The following is an 18,108-nucleotide window of genomic DNA, read 5'->3' as shown; positions in this document are numbered from 1 at the left end:
GTCAGTGCGGAGGAAGCCCCGCCGCTGCGTCAAGAGACGCGATCAACAATATACTGGGCGAGAGCGCGAAGGAAGTCTGCATCCTCGCCCTCGAAATCTGCGAGACACGTCACGGCAATGTCTGCCTGTTCCTGCGCCAGGGCCCGGCTGCGTTCGATGCCGAGCAGCGAAGGATAGGTCACCTTGCCCTGCTCCACGTCGCTGCCCACGGGCTTGCCGAGTTGCGCCTCGTCGCCCGTCTCGTCGAGGATGTCGTCGACGATCTGGAACGCCGCGCCGATGGCGGCACCATACCCCGCGACCTGCTCTACGGCGGAAGCCGGTGCGCCACCGAGCAGCGCACCCGCGACGCACGAACAGCGGATGAGAGCCCCGGTCTTCATGGCGTGCATGGTACGCAAGGCGGCTAGGTCGATGTCATCCCGACCGGTATAGTCCATGTCGAGAGCCTGCCCGCCAACCATGCCGGACGACCCTGCGGCAGACGACACTTCGCGCAAGGCTGCGAGCACGTGCCCCGCGGGGATGCCCCCGCCCACCGAAGCCATGAGGTCGAAGGCATCGGTCAGCAGGCCGTCACCAGCGAGGATGGCGGTCGCCTCATCGAACTGGCGATGGTTGGAGGGACGACCTCTGCGCAGGTCGTCATCGTCCATGGCAGGCAGGTCGTCATGGATGAGCGAATAGGTGTGGATGAGCTCGATGGCTGCAGCGAACGGCATCACCGACATGGGGTCGAGCCCGGTCATGCCAGCCGTCGAGAGGCAGAGCACAGGCCGAAGGCGTTTGCCACCCGCTAGAAGGCTGTATTCCATGGCACTTTGCAGACGAGGGGGAATACCCCGCCCTGCAAGGCAAGTGGCAAGGTAGCCTTCGACGCGCGCCGCCTGCATCCGCAGACGGGCCTTGAGGTCAGCGGTCGTCGCCATCGTCCCCTTCCTCCGGATCGAAATCCCTGACTTCGCCCTCGGTGAACAGGCGTATCTCGTTACGGGCTTTCGCCAGCTGCTCTCGAGAAGCGCGGGCGAGCCCAAGTCCTTCCTTGTAGAGGGCGACGCTCTTCTCCAGCGGCAGGTCACCGCCTTCAAGGGCATCCACTATCTCTTGCAGGCGGGCGAGCTGCTGCTCGAAATCCGCCGCCTTCTTGCGTCCTGCCACGGGCAGTCTCCCTAGTATACGCCGCCTTCAAGCAGCGGTAAGGGGGCGATGCTCTCACCGAGTACGGCGAGACCGAAATGCAGATGCGGCCCTGTCACGCGGCCCGTCTTGCCCACCTTGCCCACCTCGTCCCCGGCGGAGACCATGTCACCGGGACGAACCGAGAAGGCGGAAAGATGCATATAGCTGCTCACCACGCCGAGACCATGGTCGATGTAGACCACGTTACCGGAAAAATAATGCTCTTCGGCAAGCATGACACGCCCTGCGGCGCACGCACGAACGCTGTCGCCCTCGCCTCCGCGCAGGTCGAGACCTCGATGCGGCGCACGACGCTCACCGTTGAACTCGCGACGTAACCCGAAGTCGCTGGAGACCTCGCCGGGTACCGGACGCTTGAAAGGCAGACGCCAGTGCACCTCGGGCGTGAACCGCCCCAGAATCTCGCGCACCCGCTGGCGTTCGGCTTCATGGCGTGCCAGTGTCGCCTTCGGAAGGTTCACGTACCGCCCGGCAACAGTCAACTTCTGCACCGGGTACTCGACACGCTGCACCTGCACCTGACGACGCACGGCCCAGCTTTCGGCCTCGTCACCTCGACGGACGGAGAACGAACGCACACCGGGGGCGGCGTCAAGCGCCACGGGAAGCAACAGCTGCGCCTTCCATACGGATGCCTCCACAAATGCGGGAACCACGAACGTCCCCTTCCCCCATGTGAAGATGAAGTCCTTCACCGGGCTTGCACTTGTGACGACGACATGCACGGCGGTTCCATCGCCGACCGCATCGGGAAGCGACACCGTCAGCGCATCGGCAGCGCGTACCCGCTGGGACGTGGCGGCTAGGCAACAACACACGACGAACACCAGCGCAGCGTATGCCGCCCTGCGAAAGCCGCAAGGCCGGTATCGCCCGGCAGACATGAAGAGGCGCGGCACCCCTGAAAGCAGGCTATACATCATCGCGCTCCCTGACCGACGTAACGACAGTACCCACCTCGCCATCATGAAGCACGATGTCCAGTCTCTGACCGGGGGCTGCTTCACGTATGCTCTTCAAAAAACGCCCATCGGGGCCGCGAACAAGACTATACCCGCGCTGCAACGGGGCTTCGGGGTCGAGCGCTGCAAGGCGCACTCCCAGATTCTCTACCCGCCGCTCAACGGTGTTCAACTGCGTCTGACCGGCATGGATGAGGCTGGCGTGTAAAGTCTGCAACCGCGCTTGCCGTTTTTCAAGAGCCTCCGGTCCGAAGCTGTGCCGAAGAGCGGCGACAAGTTGCTCTACACGCTGCGAGCGCAGACGGGAACCCGCTTCCCACGCACGTGCCAGTCGCGAAGCGGACTCCGCGAAGCGCTCATCGTACCGGTCGAGAGCGCGTACAGGGGAAAGCCAGCCAAGGGCGCGCTCCAAGGCCGCGAGGCGGCCCTCTCCGGTCGTGAAGGCACGGTCGAACGCACGCGAGAGGCGCATCTCCAGTTCATCCAGTCCCTGCACGAACTCGCGGCGTTCACGCCACAACAGCTGTGCAGCATGGGAAGGCGTCGCCGCACGTACGTCGGCGGTCATGTCCGCCATGGTGAAATCGACCTCGTGCCCCACCCCGGCAAGCACGGGAACGGGCGATGCGTAGATGGCGTCGGCCACGGCCTCGTCGTTGAAGGCCCACAAATCCTCAAGGGAACCGCCGCCACGTATGACGACGATGACCTCGGCACAGCCAAGCCGCCCCGCCTCGGCGATGGCGGCGGCTATCCGTGGTGGTGCTTCGGCACCCTGTACCGGGACGGGGTGGATGCGTATCTCGCAGCCGACCCCACGCTCTCCGGCGATGCGCAGGAAGTCGTGGATGGCGGCCCCGCGCGGTGCGGTCACCACCGCGACACGACGCGGGCTGCGCGGCAGGGGGCGCTTGCGTTCGACGGCGAAATAGCCCTTGGCCGAAAGGCGACGCTTGAGTTCCTCGAAGGCAAGGTGCAGCCTGCCGAGTCCTGCGTCCTGCGCCATCTCGACCACAAGCTGGTAGCCCCCGCGAGGGGCATACACCGTGAGCCTGCCCGCACAGAGCAGTTCCTGCCCGTTGCGGACCGTACGCGAAAGTCCGGGGCGCGGCCCGTCCTCGAACACTTCGCCCGTGAGCGGGTCGAAGGTCTCGGCATCGCGCTGGCTACCACGGAACCAGACGCAGTTGAGGGCCGCCTCTTCATCCTTGAGCGTGAAATACAGATGGCCCGATGACGGGCGGGAAAGGTTGGAGACCTGTCCCTGCACCCATACATAGGGAAAACCGCCCTCTATGGCGTCGCGGATGGCGCGGGTGAGTTCCCGCACCGTGAATACCCTGCTCATGGATCAGGAAAGCGGGTCGACGCCGTAACGCCGACCCGCCACATGGCTAGAGTCCCCAGCCCTTGAGCACGCCGGCGCGCCAGTCACGGAACGCTTCGGCGAAGCCCTCGACAGGGAGTTCGGTCTTTTCGCCGGAACGACGGTTCTTGGCCTCGACCACGCCGCGGGCAAGCCCCTTGCCACCCAGCACAAGCTGGTAGGGTGAGCCTATGAGGTCGGCGTCCTTGAACTTGACGCCGGGGCGTTCGTCACGGTCGTCGAGCAGCACGTCGTGCCCTTCGGCTTCGAGGAACGATTCGATCTCGGCAGCCTTGGCCGCCGCCTCTTCGTTCTTGGGGTCGAGCAGCAACAGGGCGACCTCGTAGGGGGCGATGGGCGGCGGAAAGACGATGCCGTCGCCGTCGTTGTTCTGCTCGATGCACGACGCCACCACGCGGGAGACGCCGATGCCGTAGCAGCCCATCACCATGACCTGCTCCTTGCCGTTCTCGTCGAGGAAGGTGGCATTCATGGACTTGCTGTACTTGAGGCCCAGCTTGAACACATGGCCCACTTCGATGCCCTTGGGCAGTTCGACGGCCCCGCCGCAACGCGGGCAGGGGTCGGAAGCGGTGATCATGCGCAGGTCTGCGTAGGCTTCGATGGCGGCGTCGCGGGTGAGGCTCACCTCACGAAGATGCGTATCGGCCTTGTTGGCACCGACGATCCAGCCCGCGTCACCCTTCAGTTCGGTGTCTGCGAAGACGCGCTTGACGCCATGCAGGCCCACGGGCCCGGCAAAGCCGACGGGAGCGCCCGTCCATGCCTCGACCTGTTCGGGCGTGGCGAGTTCGAGCGAATCCGCACCCAGAAGGTTCTTGAGCTTGACCTCGTTGAGTTCGCGGTCGCCACGCACGAGAGCAGCCACGGGCTCGCCATCTGCCACGAAGAGCAGCGTCTTCACCAGCATGTCGGCGGGCACGCCGAGGAAGGCGGACACCTCTTCGATGGTATGGGCACCGGGGGTGGGCACTTCTGCGAGCGCTGCGGCGGCGGGACGAGTGCAGGGTGTGCCCGTCACTTCGGCACGCTCCACGTTGGCGGCGTATTCGCACGCCGTGCACACGGCGAGCGTGTCTTCGCCCGTATCGGCGAGTACCATGAACTCATGGGAGAAGCTGCCGCCGATGGAACCGGAGTCGGCCTCGACGGCACGGAAACGCAGACCGAGTCTGCTGAAGATGCGCTGGTAGGCCGCATACATGGCCTTGTAGCTTTCGTCGCACCCGGACTGGTCGCGGTCGAAGGAGTAGGCGTCCTTCATGACGAACTCACGACCGCGCATGAGACCGAAGCGCGGACGAATCTCGTCGCGGAACTTGGTCTGAATCTGGTACAGGTTGATGGGCAACTGGCGATACGAGCGCACCTCGCCGCGCACGAGGTCGGTGATGACCTCCTCATGCGTGGGGCCGAGGCAGTAGTCGCGGTCGTTACGGTCGCGGAAGCGCAGAAGCTCCTTGCCGTAGAACTCCCAGCGCCCCGTCTCCTGCCACAGGTCGGCAGGCTGCACCATGGGCATGAGCACTTCCTGCGCCCCTGCCCTGTTCATCTCTTCGCGGACGATGGCGGCCACCTTGTTGAGAGCCCGAAGGCCCATCGGCATGAAGGTGTAGATGCCCGAGGTGAGCTTGCGGATCATGCCCGCGCGCACCAGCAGTTTGTGGCTCACAACCTCCGCGTCGGAGGGGGCTTCCTTGAGGGTGGGTATGTAACATCTGCTCCAGCGCATCAGTCATCCTTACGTTCGGCCCTGCGGTGGGCCAGAAAAGTGTCGAGTTCTTCCATGAAGGCGGCAAGCAGGTTCGAGCCGCCCTTGACGGTGCGCACAATCTCACCCTTGCGGAAGATGATGCCCTTGTCGCGCCCGCCCGCGATGCCGAGGTCGGCCTCGCGCGCCTCTCCGGGGCCATTGACCACACACCCCATCACCGCCACCTTGAAGCTCTCCGTCTCGCCTTCGAGACGTCGCTCGACCTCTTCCGCGAGGGCGATGAGTCCTATCTCACAGCGACCACAGGTGGGACAGGCGATGATCTCAGGCCCCCGCGAGCGCAACCCGAGTGAGCGGAGTATCTCCCACGCCACCGCCATCTCGGCCACGGGGTCGCTGGTGAGCGACACCCGCAGGGTATCGCCGATGCCCTGCCACAGCAGGACACCGAGCCCGACAGCAGACTTGATGGAACCACGCAGCACCGTACCGGCTTCAGTGACGCCGATATGCAGCGGGTAGTCGCACTTCGCGGAAAGCAGCGTATACGCTTCGATACAACGCGACACGGACGAGGATTTGAGCGAGACTTTGATGTCGCCGAAATTGCGATCCTCGAGCATCCTGATGTGACGGAACGCACTCTCCACCATGGCTTCGGGAGTGGGCCCGCCATACTGGTCGATGAGGTCGGTCTCCAGCGAGCCCGAGTTCACGCCGATGCGGATGACGGCGTTATGGGCCTTGGCGGCGTCCACCACGCGGTCGACCGCAGCCCTCGTTCCGATGTTGCCGGGGTTGATGCGCAGGGCGTCCACTCCCGCCTCGAGGGCGGAGACGGCGAGCCTGTGGTCGAAATGGATGTCAGCGACCAGCGGTACGGAAACCTGCGACCGGATGGGCTTGATGGCCCATGCCGCGTCCTCGTTGAGGACGGCGAGACGTACGATCTCGCAGCCGGCTTCCTGCAATTGGCGTATCTGCTCGACAGTCTGCTCGACGTCCCGCGTGTCGGTGTTGGTCATGCTCTGCACGACAACGGGATTGGCACCGCCGATACGCACCTTGCCTATGCGCACCTCGCGGGTCTGCTTGCGTTGGATGGTCATGGGGCGCGGTCCTTCATTGGGTGAATGGATGCCGGGTACATACTGCATTTCACCCGGCAAGCCAAGCATACCTGCGAGGTTGACAGCCGGGGCCTTCGGTCATAGGACTCAAGATGCAACAGTGTTGCATCATATGATGGAACGTACAGCACGGTTGCCCCTTCGAACGCAACGACCGAAGATACAAGACAAGGTTTTCCTGACGTATCCGGCAACCGGGCGAACCTTGCCCGCTGCCCCTGTGCAATACCCCGTTCATTCGGATAGAACGGCATCATTGCGACAATCTTCGCACACGACTTACCCGGTGCAACGAACAGGAGTTCCCTCATGAAGACCCTTCAGCGCATGAACGCCACGAAGCCCGCAGCAGCCCACTCCTCTGCCCATGCTCTCGGAGTGCTCGCCGTGCTTGCCCTCGCACTATGCCTCACCATGGTGACGCCGGTCATCGTCAGTGCCGCAGATGCCCCATTGCAAATCAGTGTCAGCATCCCGCCGCAGAAGTACTTCGTCGAGCGTATCGGCGGCGACCTTGTCAGGACCACCGTCATGGTCCCGCCCGGTGCGGACCCGCACACCTACGAACCCAAGCCCAGCCAGTTGCGCGGCCTTTCGGGTTCGCGCATCTACTTCTCCATAGGGGCGCCCTTCGAAGACGCATGGCTGGCGCGTATCGTGGCCGCAGCCGGGCCCTCACTCTCCGTCGTTCCCATGCACAAGGGGGTGACCCTGCTTCCCGCCGCGGCACCGCTTCACAGCGATGAGGCCGAACACGCAGAGGGCAAAGAGCATCATGAGGACCACCATGCCCACGCCGACGGGCATGGACACGACCACGGTACGACCGACCCGCATGTCTGGCTGTCGCCCATGCTGGTGCGCCACATGTCGCTTGCCATCCGTGACGCGCTCGCCAAGGCCGACCCTGCCCATGCCGCCACCTATCGCGCCAACTACGACCGGTTCGCCGCCGACATCGACGCCATGGACAAGAAGTTCGCCGACCTGTTCGCAGCCCTGCCCCAGGACAGGCGGCGCTTTCTCGTCTTCCACCCCTCATGGAACTACTTCGCACACAACTACGGTCTCACCGAACTGAGCATCGAGGTCGAAGGGCGCGAACCCTCGCCCCGGCAGTTGCGTGCCATCATCGACCTCGCCCGGCGCGAGCGCATCACGACCATCTTCGTGCAGCCGCAGTTCTCACGCCGTGCAGCCCAGACCATCGCCACCGAAATCGGTGCCCGCCTCGTGGATGCCGACCCCCTCGCCGAAGACTGGGCCGCCAACCTCGAACGCACCGCAAAGGCACTGGCGCAGGCGACGGGGCGTTGAACATGACCGACACGACCCCAACCCGCTCACCCGTCATACGTTTCGATGACGTATCGTTCGCCTATGGCGAGTCGCGCGTTCTCGAAGGAGTGACCTTCGAAGTCGGGCACGGCGACTATCTCGCCGTGCTGGGCCCCAACGGCGGGGGCAAGACCACCCTGCTCAAACTCATGCTTGGCCTGCTCAAGCCCCGTACCGGCCGTGTAGAGATGTTCGGCGGCCCGCCAGCGCAGGCGTTATCACGCATCGGCTACGTACCCCAGTACACAGGAGCGAGGCTCGACTTTCCCGTCACAGTGCTCGATGCCGTCCTTATGGGTATGGCGGGGATGCACCACGGGCTTGTCGGCAGACACTGGATTCGCGACCGGGCATCCGTGGACAAGGCCCGTACTGTCCTGCAGCAGGTCGGCCTCGATGGCTTCGACGACAGACCCTTCGGCAGGCTTTCCGGAGGGCAGCGACAACGGGCAGTGGTAGCCCGCGCACTCATGGGCGACCCGGAACTTCTGCTGCTTGACGAACCAACGGCCTCCATCGACCCGCAGGGCAAGTTCTGCTTCTATGAGTTCCTCGGGGGGCTGCACGGCCCGCGCACCATCGTGGTGGTCAGCCACGACCTCAGCCTTGCCAGCACGGGCTTCACCTCTGTGGCGTTCGTGAACCGTTCCGTACTCGTCGGCAGGGGCGGCGGTCTCACGCGCGACATGCTTCAGATGCTCTACGGGCAACATGACCCGACATGCCCCATGGGCTCGTTCATCCAGTCCATGACCTCCATCTTCCCCCAACAGCCCCCGGAAGCCTGACATGTTCGACGCCCTCGCCTACGATTTCGTCCGCAACGCCTGCGCCGCAGCCGTTCTCGCCAGTATAGCCTGCGGCATCATCGGCACGCTTGTCGTGGTCAACCGCATCGTGTTCCTCGCGGGTGGTGTAGCCCACGCCGCCTATGGCGGCATAGGCATCGCCGTCCACTGGGGGCTGCCCATGCTGCCCTGCACGGTGGGCTTCTCACTCGCCGCATCACTGGGCATGGCCCACATCGCCTACCGCCATGCTGAAAAGGCCGATGCCGCCATCGGTCTGTTGTGGGCAGCGGGCATGGCCTTCGGCATCATCCTCCTCGACCTCACTCCGGGATACAGGGCCGACCTCATGAGCTTCCTCTTCGGCAGCATTCTCGCCGTCCCGGAGGGCGACCTTCTGCTCATGCTCGTGGTCGACGTCGGCCTTCTGCTCATCGTCGGTCTGTGCCACCAGACGCTCCTGGTCGCCTCGTTCGACCCCGAGTTCGCAGAGGCACGGGGTCTACCGGTGAAGGCGACCTTCCTCCTCGTGGTGGGTATGACGGCCCTTGGCGTGGTGCTGCTCATCCGCATCGTCGGGCTGGTGCTTGTCATGGCCCTGCTGACCATCCCCCCGTTCATCGCGCAACGCCGTGCCCGGTCGCTGCCACGCATGATGCTTGCCGCAACGCTGTGGAGCCTTGTCTTCTGCCTGTCCGGGCTATGGCTCGCCTACCGCTTCGACCTCACCTCCGGTGCAGCCATCATCGCCGCGGCTGTGGTCGGTTTTTCGCTGATGATGGGCCGGGACATGCTCCTCGAACGCTTCGGAAAGGAGACGCCATGAACGCCCGTGAACAACTCGATGCCCATGGCGTGGAAGCCACGCCACGCCGCCTTGCCGTCCTCGAGGGACTGGCGGCTTTCCCCCACGCCCCCACGGCCCCTGAACTCCTCGAGGAGGTGCGTAAGACGGTGCACCTCGACAAGGTGACGCTCTACCGCACACTCGACCTGCTGGTCGAAGCGGGCATCGTCGGCCGCCATCCGGGCGGCGACGGTCTGTTGCGCTACTGCCTCGTGCATGAGGAGACGCGCCCCTTCCACGCCCACTTCTACTGTACACGCTGCCGCCGCATGTCGTGTCTGCCTGCCACGTCCACAATCCCGCCCCGCCCCGAGGGACTTGCCGAAGGTATGACCGCAGAGAGGGTCGAAGTCCGCTTCGACGGCATATGCAACCACTGTGGCGACGCTCCCTCTTCCGGTTCGGACAGCCAATCCGGTTCCACCACCCCGGCGCGCCGTCCAGACACGCACGGAGCACCACGCCCCTGACCCACACCGGTATACCCGCCTCTCCCGCCTGACAGGCATGACATGCCAAAACGGGGCAACGGCGTGTCATCGGGCATATCTCGCCCCGAGCCCCTCAAGCATCGCGAAATCCTGCCGATAGGACTGTCAGCAACAGATTGCCCAGTGCCCACGGAGGACACATGCTCCGCATCCGCCATCATATCGCCCTCGCCCTGCTCGTGGGTGTTTCGCTTCTTGTCGGCTGTGCCGAACGCAACCCCGGCCCACCGCCCGGTGTCGACCCCGGAGCGCCGCTTGTGGTGTCCGACAAGGGCGAGGCGTCGGTCTTCGGCCGTGAGGCCCCCCTCGCAGAGGTGAAACGGCACGACACCGGCTTCATGTTGCCCGATGGTCAGGGCGGTGTGGTCTGGTCGCAAGGAAAGCCGCGACCGGGACAGGATTCCGCCTTCATGGAGGCGCGTGAACTCAAGCTCAAGGTCCGCGAACTCTGCGACCAGTTGCTGTCCACCATGCCCAACGACGGGCTCATGGGCTTCGTGGCCCTGCCCGCCTCGTTCGTCGACCAGGAGGACTTCGACAGGTCGTCGCCCTTCGGCAGGTTCCTCTCAGAATCGCTCTTCTACGAATTCAACCAGCGGGGCTTCCCTGTCAGGGAATACAGGATGCCGGGGACGTTGCGCACCCGCGAAGGCGAAGGTGAATTCGTCCTCTCGCGACAACTCGGAACCCTGCCCGGACGCGAAGCCTGGGCCGTCTTTGTCACTGGCACCTACTACCGCGACAAGTACGCAGTGTTTCTCAACGCCAGGCTCATCCGCGCCTCGGACGGGCTTGTGCTGCGAACGGCGCAACTGGTGCTGCCTGCCAACGAACTCGTGGCGCGGATGCTGCCCCGGACGGCGACGTCGCGTGGCATCACGGGCGGTACTCTCGGCATACGCAGCGAGACACCGGCTGCGGTGTCCACCTCCGGGGGACGCAAGGTCTCCCCCCGCAACGCGAAGAAGTGACGCCATGAACGACTGCATCACCATGAAGGGGCTACGCGCCCTGCTTCCAGGCTTCCTCCTCGCCGTCGCCATTCTCATGAACGGCTGCGGCGGCAGGGTCGCCACCGTGCCCGACAGCGACGAAGCCATCCAGAACTGGCACCTGGGTCGCGACTATCAGGCACAGGGCCGTTACGAACTCGCTCGCGAACACTATCTGCTTGCCATCGCAGCCGCCCGTACGGCTGACGTGCACGACGCACTCGCCCGCGAACTTGCCGTCGTAGACCGGCAATTGCGCAGCCTGCGCTAGGAGACACCATGAACACGCGCTGGACTCTCGCCCTTGTCATCCTTCTCACGGCACTTCTGCTGCCCCTTGCCGCCGCAGCGGGTCGAGGCAGCGTACCCGAAGCGGCAGAGAGCATCATTGCCCAGATGGACCCGCAGATGCTCACACGCCTTGCCGGGGTGGAAGGCACCCGTGGCGATGTGAGCATCGCCGTCACCGTTCCGGTGAACCTCACCGACTTCGAGGCCTCCAGCCCTCTGGCACGCCAGATGGCCGAAGAGATAGCCAGTGCCCTTGTGAACACCGGGTATCGCGTTCAGGAGATACGCAAAGGGCGGGAGGTCGTGTTCAGGCCCGACGGCGAGATGCTGCTGACGCGCAAGGTCGACCAGCTGGCATCGACCACGGTGAACAGCGTCGCGGTGCTCGTCGGCACCTACACCGTGACCAGCCGTAGCGTCCGCTTCAACATGCGCCTCATACGGACCGACTCCAACGAAATCCTCTCGATGGGCACCGCCACGGTGCCTGTCACCGAAGAACTGCAACCTCTGCTGGCAGACCTGAAGGGCCCCCGCAAGGTCACCCCCAGTGTGGGAACGCGCCTGCCCTAGGGCCTCGGCTACGGTGTTCCGGAGGCTTCCAGTACACGCCACCACGCGAACCGGAATCGACAGCCCCTCCAAACGGTCAACCGTTCAGACTTATGATGCATACATGAAGAGGCCCGACAGCACATGGTGCTATCGGGCCTCTTTGACAATCAGGGATGCGGATTACTGCGCCGTCGGCATGGTAGCCCCGCCATCCTGCGCGTCCTTGCGCAGCTTGGCGTAAAGCGGTGTCGACTGGGTGCGTCCACCGAAGATGGACTCGGCTTGCGCCATGAGGGCCTGCGGCAGCACTTCGTCAACATGGTCCACGAAGACGATCTCGAGTCCCTTGAGAATCTCGCCGGGCACTTCCTTGAGATCCTTCTCGTTCTCGCGCGGCACGAGCACCTTGCCTATCTGCCCACGGTGGGCGGCAAGCAGCTTCTCGCGCAGACCGCCGATGGGCAGCACACGTCCGCGCAGCGTGATCTCACCCGTCATGGCCACATCGTTGCGCACCGGGATACCCAGCAGCGCAGAGACCATGGAGGTGGCGAGCGTGATGCCCGCAGAAGGACCGTCCTTGGGGGTGGCTCCCTCCGGAACGTGCACGTGAATGTCGATCTCCTTGTGGAAATCGGGACGCAGGCCGAACAGGTCTGAACGCGAACGCAGGTACGACAGGGCAGCCTTGGCGGATTCGGTCATGACGTCGCCAAGCTTGCCTGTGATCTCGACCCTGCCGCTACCGGGCATGAGCGCCGTCTCGACGACGAGCAGTTCACCACCCATCTCGGTCCACGCAAGGCCCGTGCACACGCCGACCTGCGACGTGTCTTCACGTTCTCCATGGCGGTACTTCTTGACCCCGAGGAAATTGCCGAGGTTCTGACGACTCACGGTGAGCGTCTTCTCCTTGTCGCCCGCCTCGACGACCTGCATGGCAGCCTTACGGCAGACAGACGCGATCTCGCGCTCAAGGTTACGAACGCCCGCCTCCCGGGTATAGCTGCGGATGATCTCCAGAACGGCATTGTCCGAGATACGCAGGTTCGAAGCGGCAAGGCCGTGCGCCTCCACCTGCTTGGGCAGCAGGAAGTCGTGCGCGATGCGCCTCTTTTCCGTCTCGAGGTAGCCGGGCAGCCTGATGATCTCCATACGGTCCTGCAACGGCAGGGGGATGGAGTGCAGGCTGTTGGCCGTGGTGATGAAGAACACCTGCGACAGGTCGTAATCCATGTCGAGGTAGTGGTCGTTGAACGTGGAGTTCTGTTCCGGGTCGAGCACTTCCAGCAGGGCCGACGACGGGTCGCCCCGGAAGTCGGTGCTCATCTTGTCGATTTCGTCGAGGCAGAACAGCGGGTTGTTGTGCTTAACCCGCTTCAGCGACTGGATGATCTTGCCGGGCAGTGCCCCGACATAGGTTCTGCGGTGACCACGAATCTCCGCCTCGTCCCGGACGCCACCGAGCGAGAGACGCACGAACTCACGCCCGGTCGCCTTGGCCACAGACTTGGCGAGCGAGGTCTTGCCGACACCGGGAGGTCCGACCAGACAGAGGATGGGCCCCTTGAGCCTGTTCACGAGCTTCTGCACCGCGAGGTATTCGAGGATGCGCTCCTTGGGCTTCTCCAGCCCGTAATGGTCGGCATCGAGAATGGAGCGGGCGTTGTCGATGTCTATCTCGGTTTCCTTGAGCGTGTTCCAGGGAAGGTCGAGAATCCAGTCGACGTAGTTGCGGACGACCGTGTACTCGGCGGATGAGGGCGGCATCTGCCGCAGCTTCTTCATCTCGCGCAGGGCCTTCTCGCGCGCCTCTTCGGGCATGCTCTTCTCTGCAAGCCGAGCTTCGAGTTCGTTTACCTCGGCCTGCGGGTCGTCTTCACGCCCCATCTCCTTGTGGATGGCCTTGATCTGCTCGTTGAGATAGTACTCGCGCTGGTTGCGCTCCATCTGGTTCTTCACGCGGCTCTTGATGCGCTTCTCCAGAGAGGCGACGGCGATCTCGCCCTGCAACAGCTCATAGACCTTCTCAAGGCGTTCAGCCCCGCTCTCGACCTCGAGAAGTTCCTGCTTCCGGCGATAGTCGACCTTGAGGTGGGGCATGATGGCATCTGCAAGGCGGGCCGCGTCGGACAAGGCGGAGATGGCGACAAGGGTCTCCTGCGCGAGCTTCTTGTTGATCTTGCCGTACTCGTCGAGGGCTTCGTGGGTCGCCCTCACCAGCGCCTCGTCGTCATCCTCGGAGCTTTCCTGCTCGATGCGGGTCACACGCACACGCGGGTAGGCGTCGTCGGCACCGATGATGGCATCGGCCGTTCCGTCCCACCGGGCGCGATAAAGCCCCTCGAACAGCACCTTGATCGTGCCGTCGGGGAGACGCAACAGTTGCAATATCTTGCTTACCGTACCGACCTCGAAAAGATCCTCGGGGCCGGGCTTCTCCAACTCGGGTTCGCGCTGGGCGACGAGAAATATCTTCTTTCCATAATCGGAGATGGCGCTTTCGATGGCCTTGATGGAAGCCTCGCGTCCCACGAAGAGGGGCACGATGGACCGCGGGAACATGACGACCTCCCGCAGGGACATCAGGGGCAGTTCAAAGCCCTCTTCACGGTTTTGCAAGCCTTCCCTTCCTGTATCAGTCATCATTTTCCTCCTCGTCTCCGCGGCCGCGGCGCGTTACGCCGTTCAAAAGGAACGGGGCGTCTGGCAGAAGTAACGCCCCGTCCGGTAAAGTCAACGCTCCGATGTGTGACCGGCCTTTTTATGAGCCTGTCTTGGCCTCGGTATCGTAGATGAGAACCGGTTCGCGGCCCTTCTCGACCACGGCCCGGTTGATGATGCATTCCTTCACACCTTCGAGGGTGGGCAGGCTGTACATGATGTCGAGCATGACGTTTTCCATCACGTTACGCAGACCGCGTGCGCCGGTCTTGCGTTCGATGGCCTGCGAAGCGATGCTCTTGAGCGCGTTGGCGGTGAAGCGCAGCGTCACCTTGTCGAGTTCGAACAGCTTCTGGTACTGCCGCACCAGCGCATTCTTCGGTTCGGTGAGGATGCGGATGAGGTCTTCCTCGCCCAGTTCGTCGACATGGGTGACGACAGGGATACGGCCGATGAACTCGGGGATGAGACCGAACTTCACAAGGTCGTTCGGGTGCACCTGATCGAGCAACTCGCCAAGCGGACGATCCTTGCGGTTGGACACCTTGGCGCCGAAGCCCATGGAACCGCCGCCCGAACGCTGGTCTACGATCTTGTCGAGGCCGATGAAGGCTCCACCGAGGATGAACAGGATGTTGGAGGTGTCCATCCTGATGAATTCCTGCTGCGGATGCTTGCGCCCACCCTTGGGCGGGATGTTGGCTTCCGTGCCTTCGATGATCTTCAGCAGGGCCTGCTGCACACCTTCGCCGGACACGTCGCGGGTGATGGAGGGGCCATCGCCCTTGCGTGAAATCTTGTCGATTTCATCGATGTAGATGATGCCCTTGGCTGCAGCTTCGATGTCGTAATCGGCATTCTGCAGAAGCTGCACGAGAATGTTCTCCACATCCTCGCCGACGTAGCCCGCTTCTGTCAGCGTGGTGGCGTCAGCGATGGCGAAGGGGACCTTCAGCACGCGTGCAAGCGTCTTGGCGAGCAGCGTCTTACCGCTGCCGGAGGGGCCGATGAGCAGGATGTTGCTCTTCTCGAGCTCGACCTCGCCCCCGAGAGCCTCGGCATAGAAGACGCGCTTGTAGTGGTTGTGCACGGCTACGGAAAGGATCTTCTTGGCCTGATGCTGGCCGATGACATACTCGTCGAGCCGCGCCTTGATCTCGGCAGGCGTGAGAAGCCTGTCCATCTCCTCCCGCTCGCCTGCATCCTCATGCGCCACGATCTCGTTGCAAAGAGCGACGCACTCGTCGCAGATGTATACGCCCGGCCCGGCGATGAGCCTCTTCACCTCATCCTGCCCCTTGGCGCAGAACGAGCAGCGCAATTCGCGGTCGGAACCGCCGGTATTGCTGGACATTGATGGTACCCTACTTGGAAATGGTATCTGTGGCCTCGCTACGCGAGGTGAGCACACGGTCGATCAGGCCATAGGCCTGGGCCTCTTCAGGCCCCATGAAGTAATCACGCTCGGTATCAAGCGCAACCTGTTCCAGCGGCTTGCCGGTGTGCTGGCTCATGATGGCGTTCAGGCTCTGCTTGAGTCGCAGTACTTCGCGCGCCTGAATGTCGATGTCCGTGGCCTGTCCCTGAAAGCCCCCGGAGGGCTGGTGGATCATGATACGGCTATGCGGCAGGGAGAAACGCAGCCCCGGCGCGCCTGCAGCCAGAAGCAACGCTCCCATGCTGGCCGCCTGCCCCATGCACAGCGTGGATACGGGCGAATTGATGTACTGCATGGTGTCATAGATCGCCATGCCCGCCGTCACGGAGCCACCAGGGGAATTGATGTACATGTGTATCTCTTTCTCCGGATTCTCCGATTCGAGAAAGAGCAGCTGTGCGCATATGAGCGAGGCGACCTGATCGTCGATGGGGGTTCCCAGCAGGACGATACGGTCCTTGAGCAGACGGGAATAGATATCATAGGCGCGCTCTGCGCGTCCGGTCGATTCGATGACTATCGGCACTGGCATGTGAGACTCCTCGATGGCGATATGCTGTGCGTCTCAGGGCGTTTTCTGGAGCGCCTGATGTCGAGCACACCCTGATTGATAACAGAAGAGGCGTAGCCACCACAAGGGCGACAGTCGCACACAGGACGAAAAAGGGGAGCGCCTGGGCGCTCCCCGTTACGCTTCGACGTTCGCCGAGGCGCAGCCCTAGGCTGCGGGCGCAGGGTCTACCATCGTGACATTGGCCTTGGCGTAGATGGCGTCCATCGCCTTGTCGGCGATCAGGCGGTCACGCAGATTGAAGATGAGGCCGTTGCGGACGTAGTAGTCCTTCAGGGTATCGAAATCCTGACCGGAACGCATGGCCAGCTGCTGCAGCTGTCCATCCACTTCCTGCTCGGAGACTTCGACAGCTTCCTTGCGGCCTGCGGCCAGCAGGAAGATCTGGCTGCGGGCGATCTGCTGCGCTTCGGGCAGTACCTGCTCACGCAACTGTTCGGGAGTCTTGCCGAGCGACTCGAGCCCCCGGCCCTGTCGCTCCATCTTGACGCGCATGTCTTCGATGAGGTTGCCGACATACATGTCGACCATGGATTCGGGCAGCGCGAAATCGACCATCTTGAGCAGCTTGTCCAGCATGGACTTCTGCGCGGTGGCCTTGTGCAGCTGCTCGCGGCTCTGCATGTAGGAGGTGACGACGGTTTCGCGCATCTTCTCCATGCTCTCGAAGCCACCGGCCTTCTGGGCCAGCGCGTCGTCGATTTCAGGCAGGCGGCGTTCCTTCACGGCATGGACCTTGACCTTCATGGTCACGGTCTTGCCTGCGAAATCGGGGTTCAGGAAGTCATCGGGGAAGGTGATGGGGCCTTCAGCCTCCTGACCGGCGGGAATGGTCTTCACCAGATTCTCGAAGTCTTCGAGAGACTGCTTCTCGCCGAGGGAAAGCTGGAAGTTCTCGGCGCTGACGCCTTCGATGGGCTCACCGTTCTCGAAAGCGGCGAAGTCGAGCACGACCACGTCACCGTCTGCACCCGGACGGGTTTCGGCGACGGGCACGAGTTCAGCCATGTTGCGACGGATGCGGGCGATGACCTCGTCCACTTCCTTCTCGTCGACGACGGCCTTCTCCTGTTCGACAGCGAAGCCTTCGTAGTCGGGCAGATCGAACTGCGGCATCACTTCAAAGGAGATGGTGTACGAGAACTCCTTGCCACGCTCAAGCTCGCCGCCATCGAAATCGATGCGCGAAAGCGGAGACACTGCGAGAGACGTGACAATTTCATTGATATGCACGTTGACGAGGTCCTGCGTCGCCTCGGCGTAGATTTCCTTGCGGAAGCGGTTCTCGACGATGGAGGCGGGAACCTTGCCCTTGCGGAAACCGTCGAGGTTCACGCTTGTGCGGTACATGGCGATGGCGGCACCAAGAGCGGCATCGACCTCTTCGACGGGAACAGTGACGTTGACCTTCTTCTTGACCGGCGAAACGTCTTCTACCTTATATTCCATGGCGCTACGCTCCTCCTCGATGTGGGGCGTGATATCGTTTACGGACAGTTATGACAGCCATGCTGTCAGCCCTGTAGCTGGTGCGAGAGGGGAGACTCGAACTCCCACGCACAAAGGCGCTGGATTCTAAGTCCAGTGCGTCTACCTATTCCGCCACTCTCGCGCACACGGGGTTGTTGCGCAGCGCGCAACAACGCGTCGTTGTCACGAAGCCCGCTTGTGTACCATTTGTGACAGTTATGCGCAAGTCGAGACATTTACCCAGAAACATTCGACTTCCCGAAGCATTAG

At 63.1% G+C, this 18,108-nt stretch carries 17 protein-coding genes and 1 tRNA gene; 7 read left to right on the top strand and 11 right to left on the bottom strand.

Going from position 1 to position 18,108, the window contains the following annotated elements:
* Positions 1 to 29: 29 nt before the first annotated feature.
* Genes DVU_RS06370 through ispG form a run of 6 tightly spaced genes read right to left on the bottom strand, consistent with a single transcriptional unit; the run spans position 30 to position 6,372 of the window.
* A complete protein-coding gene (locus DVU_RS06370) occupies positions 30 to 929 on the bottom strand; it encodes a polyprenyl synthetase family protein (RefSeq protein WP_011792441.1) in 900 nt (299 codons plus the stop codon).
* On the bottom strand, positions 913 to 1,158 hold the full coding sequence (locus DVU_RS06365; protein ID WP_010938643.1) for an exodeoxyribonuclease VII small subunit: 246 nt from the start codon (positions 1,156 to 1,158) through the stop codon (positions 913 to 915). The genes DVU_RS06370 and DVU_RS06365 overlap by 17 nt, the downstream gene beginning before the upstream one ends.
* A gap of 11 nt (positions 1,159 to 1,169) precedes the next feature.
* Positions 1,170 to 2,123 carry a M23 family metallopeptidase gene (locus DVU_RS06360; protein WP_041722595.1) on the bottom strand — a complete coding sequence of 318 codons (954 nt, stop codon included), beginning with the start codon at positions 2,121 to 2,123 and terminating at the stop codon, positions 1,170 to 1,172.
* Positions 2,113 to 3,510, bottom strand: a complete 1,398-nt coding sequence (gene xseA, locus DVU_RS06355; RefSeq protein WP_010938641.1) for an exodeoxyribonuclease VII large subunit — start codon at positions 3,508 to 3,510, stop codon at positions 2,113 to 2,115. The genes DVU_RS06360 and xseA overlap by 11 nt, the downstream gene beginning before the upstream one ends.
* A 46-nt stretch (positions 3,511 to 3,556) precedes the next feature.
* A complete protein-coding gene (locus DVU_RS06350; protein ID WP_010938640.1) occupies positions 3,557 to 5,281 on the bottom strand; it encodes a proline--tRNA ligase in 1,725 nt (574 codons plus the stop codon).
* Positions 5,281 to 6,372 (bottom strand): flavodoxin-dependent (E)-4-hydroxy-3-methylbut-2-enyl-diphosphate synthase, encoded by a 1,092-nt coding sequence (gene ispG, locus DVU_RS06345; protein ID WP_043629734.1) that lies wholly within the window; start codon positions 6,370 to 6,372, stop codon positions 5,281 to 5,283. Before ispG ends, DVU_RS06350 begins: the two co-directional genes overlap by 1 nt.
* 330 nt (positions 6,373 to 6,702) lie before the next feature.
* Between ispG and DVU_RS06340 the strand changes: the two genes are divergently transcribed.
* The 7 genes from DVU_RS06340 (at position 6,703) to DVU_RS06310 (ending at position 11,713) form a co-directional block, all read left to right on the top strand.
* A complete protein-coding gene (locus DVU_RS06340; RefSeq protein WP_010938638.1) occupies positions 6,703 to 7,710 on the top strand; it encodes a metal ABC transporter solute-binding protein, Zn/Mn family in 1,008 nt (335 codons plus the stop codon).
* Between the two features lie 2 nt (positions 7,711 to 7,712).
* Complete coding sequence (locus DVU_RS06335; RefSeq protein ID WP_010938637.1) at positions 7,713 to 8,519, top strand: metal ABC transporter ATP-binding protein; 807 nt, start codon at positions 7,713 to 7,715, stop codon at positions 8,517 to 8,519.
* Position 8,520: 1 nt separating this feature from the next.
* The gene (locus DVU_RS06330; protein WP_010938636.1) at positions 8,521 to 9,345 is read left to right on the top strand and encodes a metal ABC transporter permease; all 825 of its coding nucleotides are present in this window, start codon (positions 8,521 to 8,523) and stop codon (positions 9,343 to 9,345) included.
* A complete protein-coding gene (locus tag DVU_RS06325) occupies positions 9,342 to 9,836 on the top strand; it encodes a Fur family transcriptional regulator (RefSeq protein WP_010938635.1) in 495 nt (164 codons plus the stop codon). The genes DVU_RS06330 and DVU_RS06325 overlap by 4 nt, the downstream gene beginning before the upstream one ends.
* A 161-nt stretch (positions 9,837 to 9,997) precedes the next feature.
* Positions 9,998 to 10,828: a FlgO family outer membrane protein gene (locus DVU_RS06320; RefSeq protein ID WP_010938634.1), complete on the top strand. Its 831-nt coding sequence runs from the start codon at positions 9,998 to 10,000 to the stop codon at positions 10,826 to 10,828.
* Positions 10,829 to 10,832: 4 nt separating this feature from the next.
* On the top strand, positions 10,833 to 11,120 hold the full coding sequence (locus DVU_RS06315) for a hypothetical protein (RefSeq protein WP_011792449.1): 288 nt from the start codon (positions 10,833 to 10,835) through the stop codon (positions 11,118 to 11,120).
* An 8-nt stretch (positions 11,121 to 11,128) separates the two neighbouring features.
* Positions 11,129 to 11,713, top strand: a complete 585-nt coding sequence (locus DVU_RS06310; RefSeq protein ID WP_010938633.1) for a FlgO family outer membrane protein — start codon at positions 11,129 to 11,131, stop codon at positions 11,711 to 11,713.
* Positions 11,714 to 11,875: 162 nt separating this feature from the next.
* On the opposite strand, the gene lon is transcribed toward DVU_RS06310, so the two are convergent.
* From lon to DVU_RS06285, 5 genes are all read right to left on the bottom strand, one after another.
* Complete coding sequence (gene lon / locus DVU_RS06305) at positions 11,876 to 14,341, bottom strand: endopeptidase La (protein WP_010938632.1); 2,466 nt, start codon at positions 14,339 to 14,341, stop codon at positions 11,876 to 11,878.
* Between the two features lie 118 nt (positions 14,342 to 14,459).
* Positions 14,460 to 15,713, bottom strand: coding sequence for an ATP-dependent Clp protease ATP-binding subunit ClpX (clpX, locus tag DVU_RS06300; protein WP_010938631.1), 1,254 nt, complete (start codon positions 15,711 to 15,713; stop codon positions 14,460 to 14,462).
* A gap of 10 nt (positions 15,714 to 15,723) precedes the next feature.
* Complete coding sequence (gene clpP / locus DVU_RS06295) at positions 15,724 to 16,329, bottom strand: ATP-dependent Clp endopeptidase proteolytic subunit ClpP (RefSeq protein ID WP_010938630.1); 606 nt, start codon at positions 16,327 to 16,329, stop codon at positions 15,724 to 15,726.
* A 186-nt stretch (positions 16,330 to 16,515) separates the two neighbouring features.
* A complete protein-coding gene (gene tig / locus DVU_RS06290) occupies positions 16,516 to 17,817 on the bottom strand; it encodes a trigger factor (protein ID WP_010938629.1) in 1,302 nt (433 codons plus the stop codon).
* 78 nt (positions 17,818 to 17,895) lie between these two features.
* A tRNA-Leu gene (locus DVU_RS06285) sits at positions 17,896 to 17,980 on the bottom strand.
* Positions 17,981 to 18,108 lie beyond the last annotated feature (128 nt).

Origin of the sequence: Nitratidesulfovibrio vulgaris str. Hildenborough, from assembly GCF_000195755.1 — a bacterium.
In the GTDB taxonomy this organism is placed as follows: Bacteria; Desulfobacterota; Desulfovibrionia; order Desulfovibrionales; family Desulfovibrionaceae; genus Nitratidesulfovibrio; species Nitratidesulfovibrio vulgaris.
This window is presented reverse-complemented; position numbering and strand designations above follow the sequence as displayed.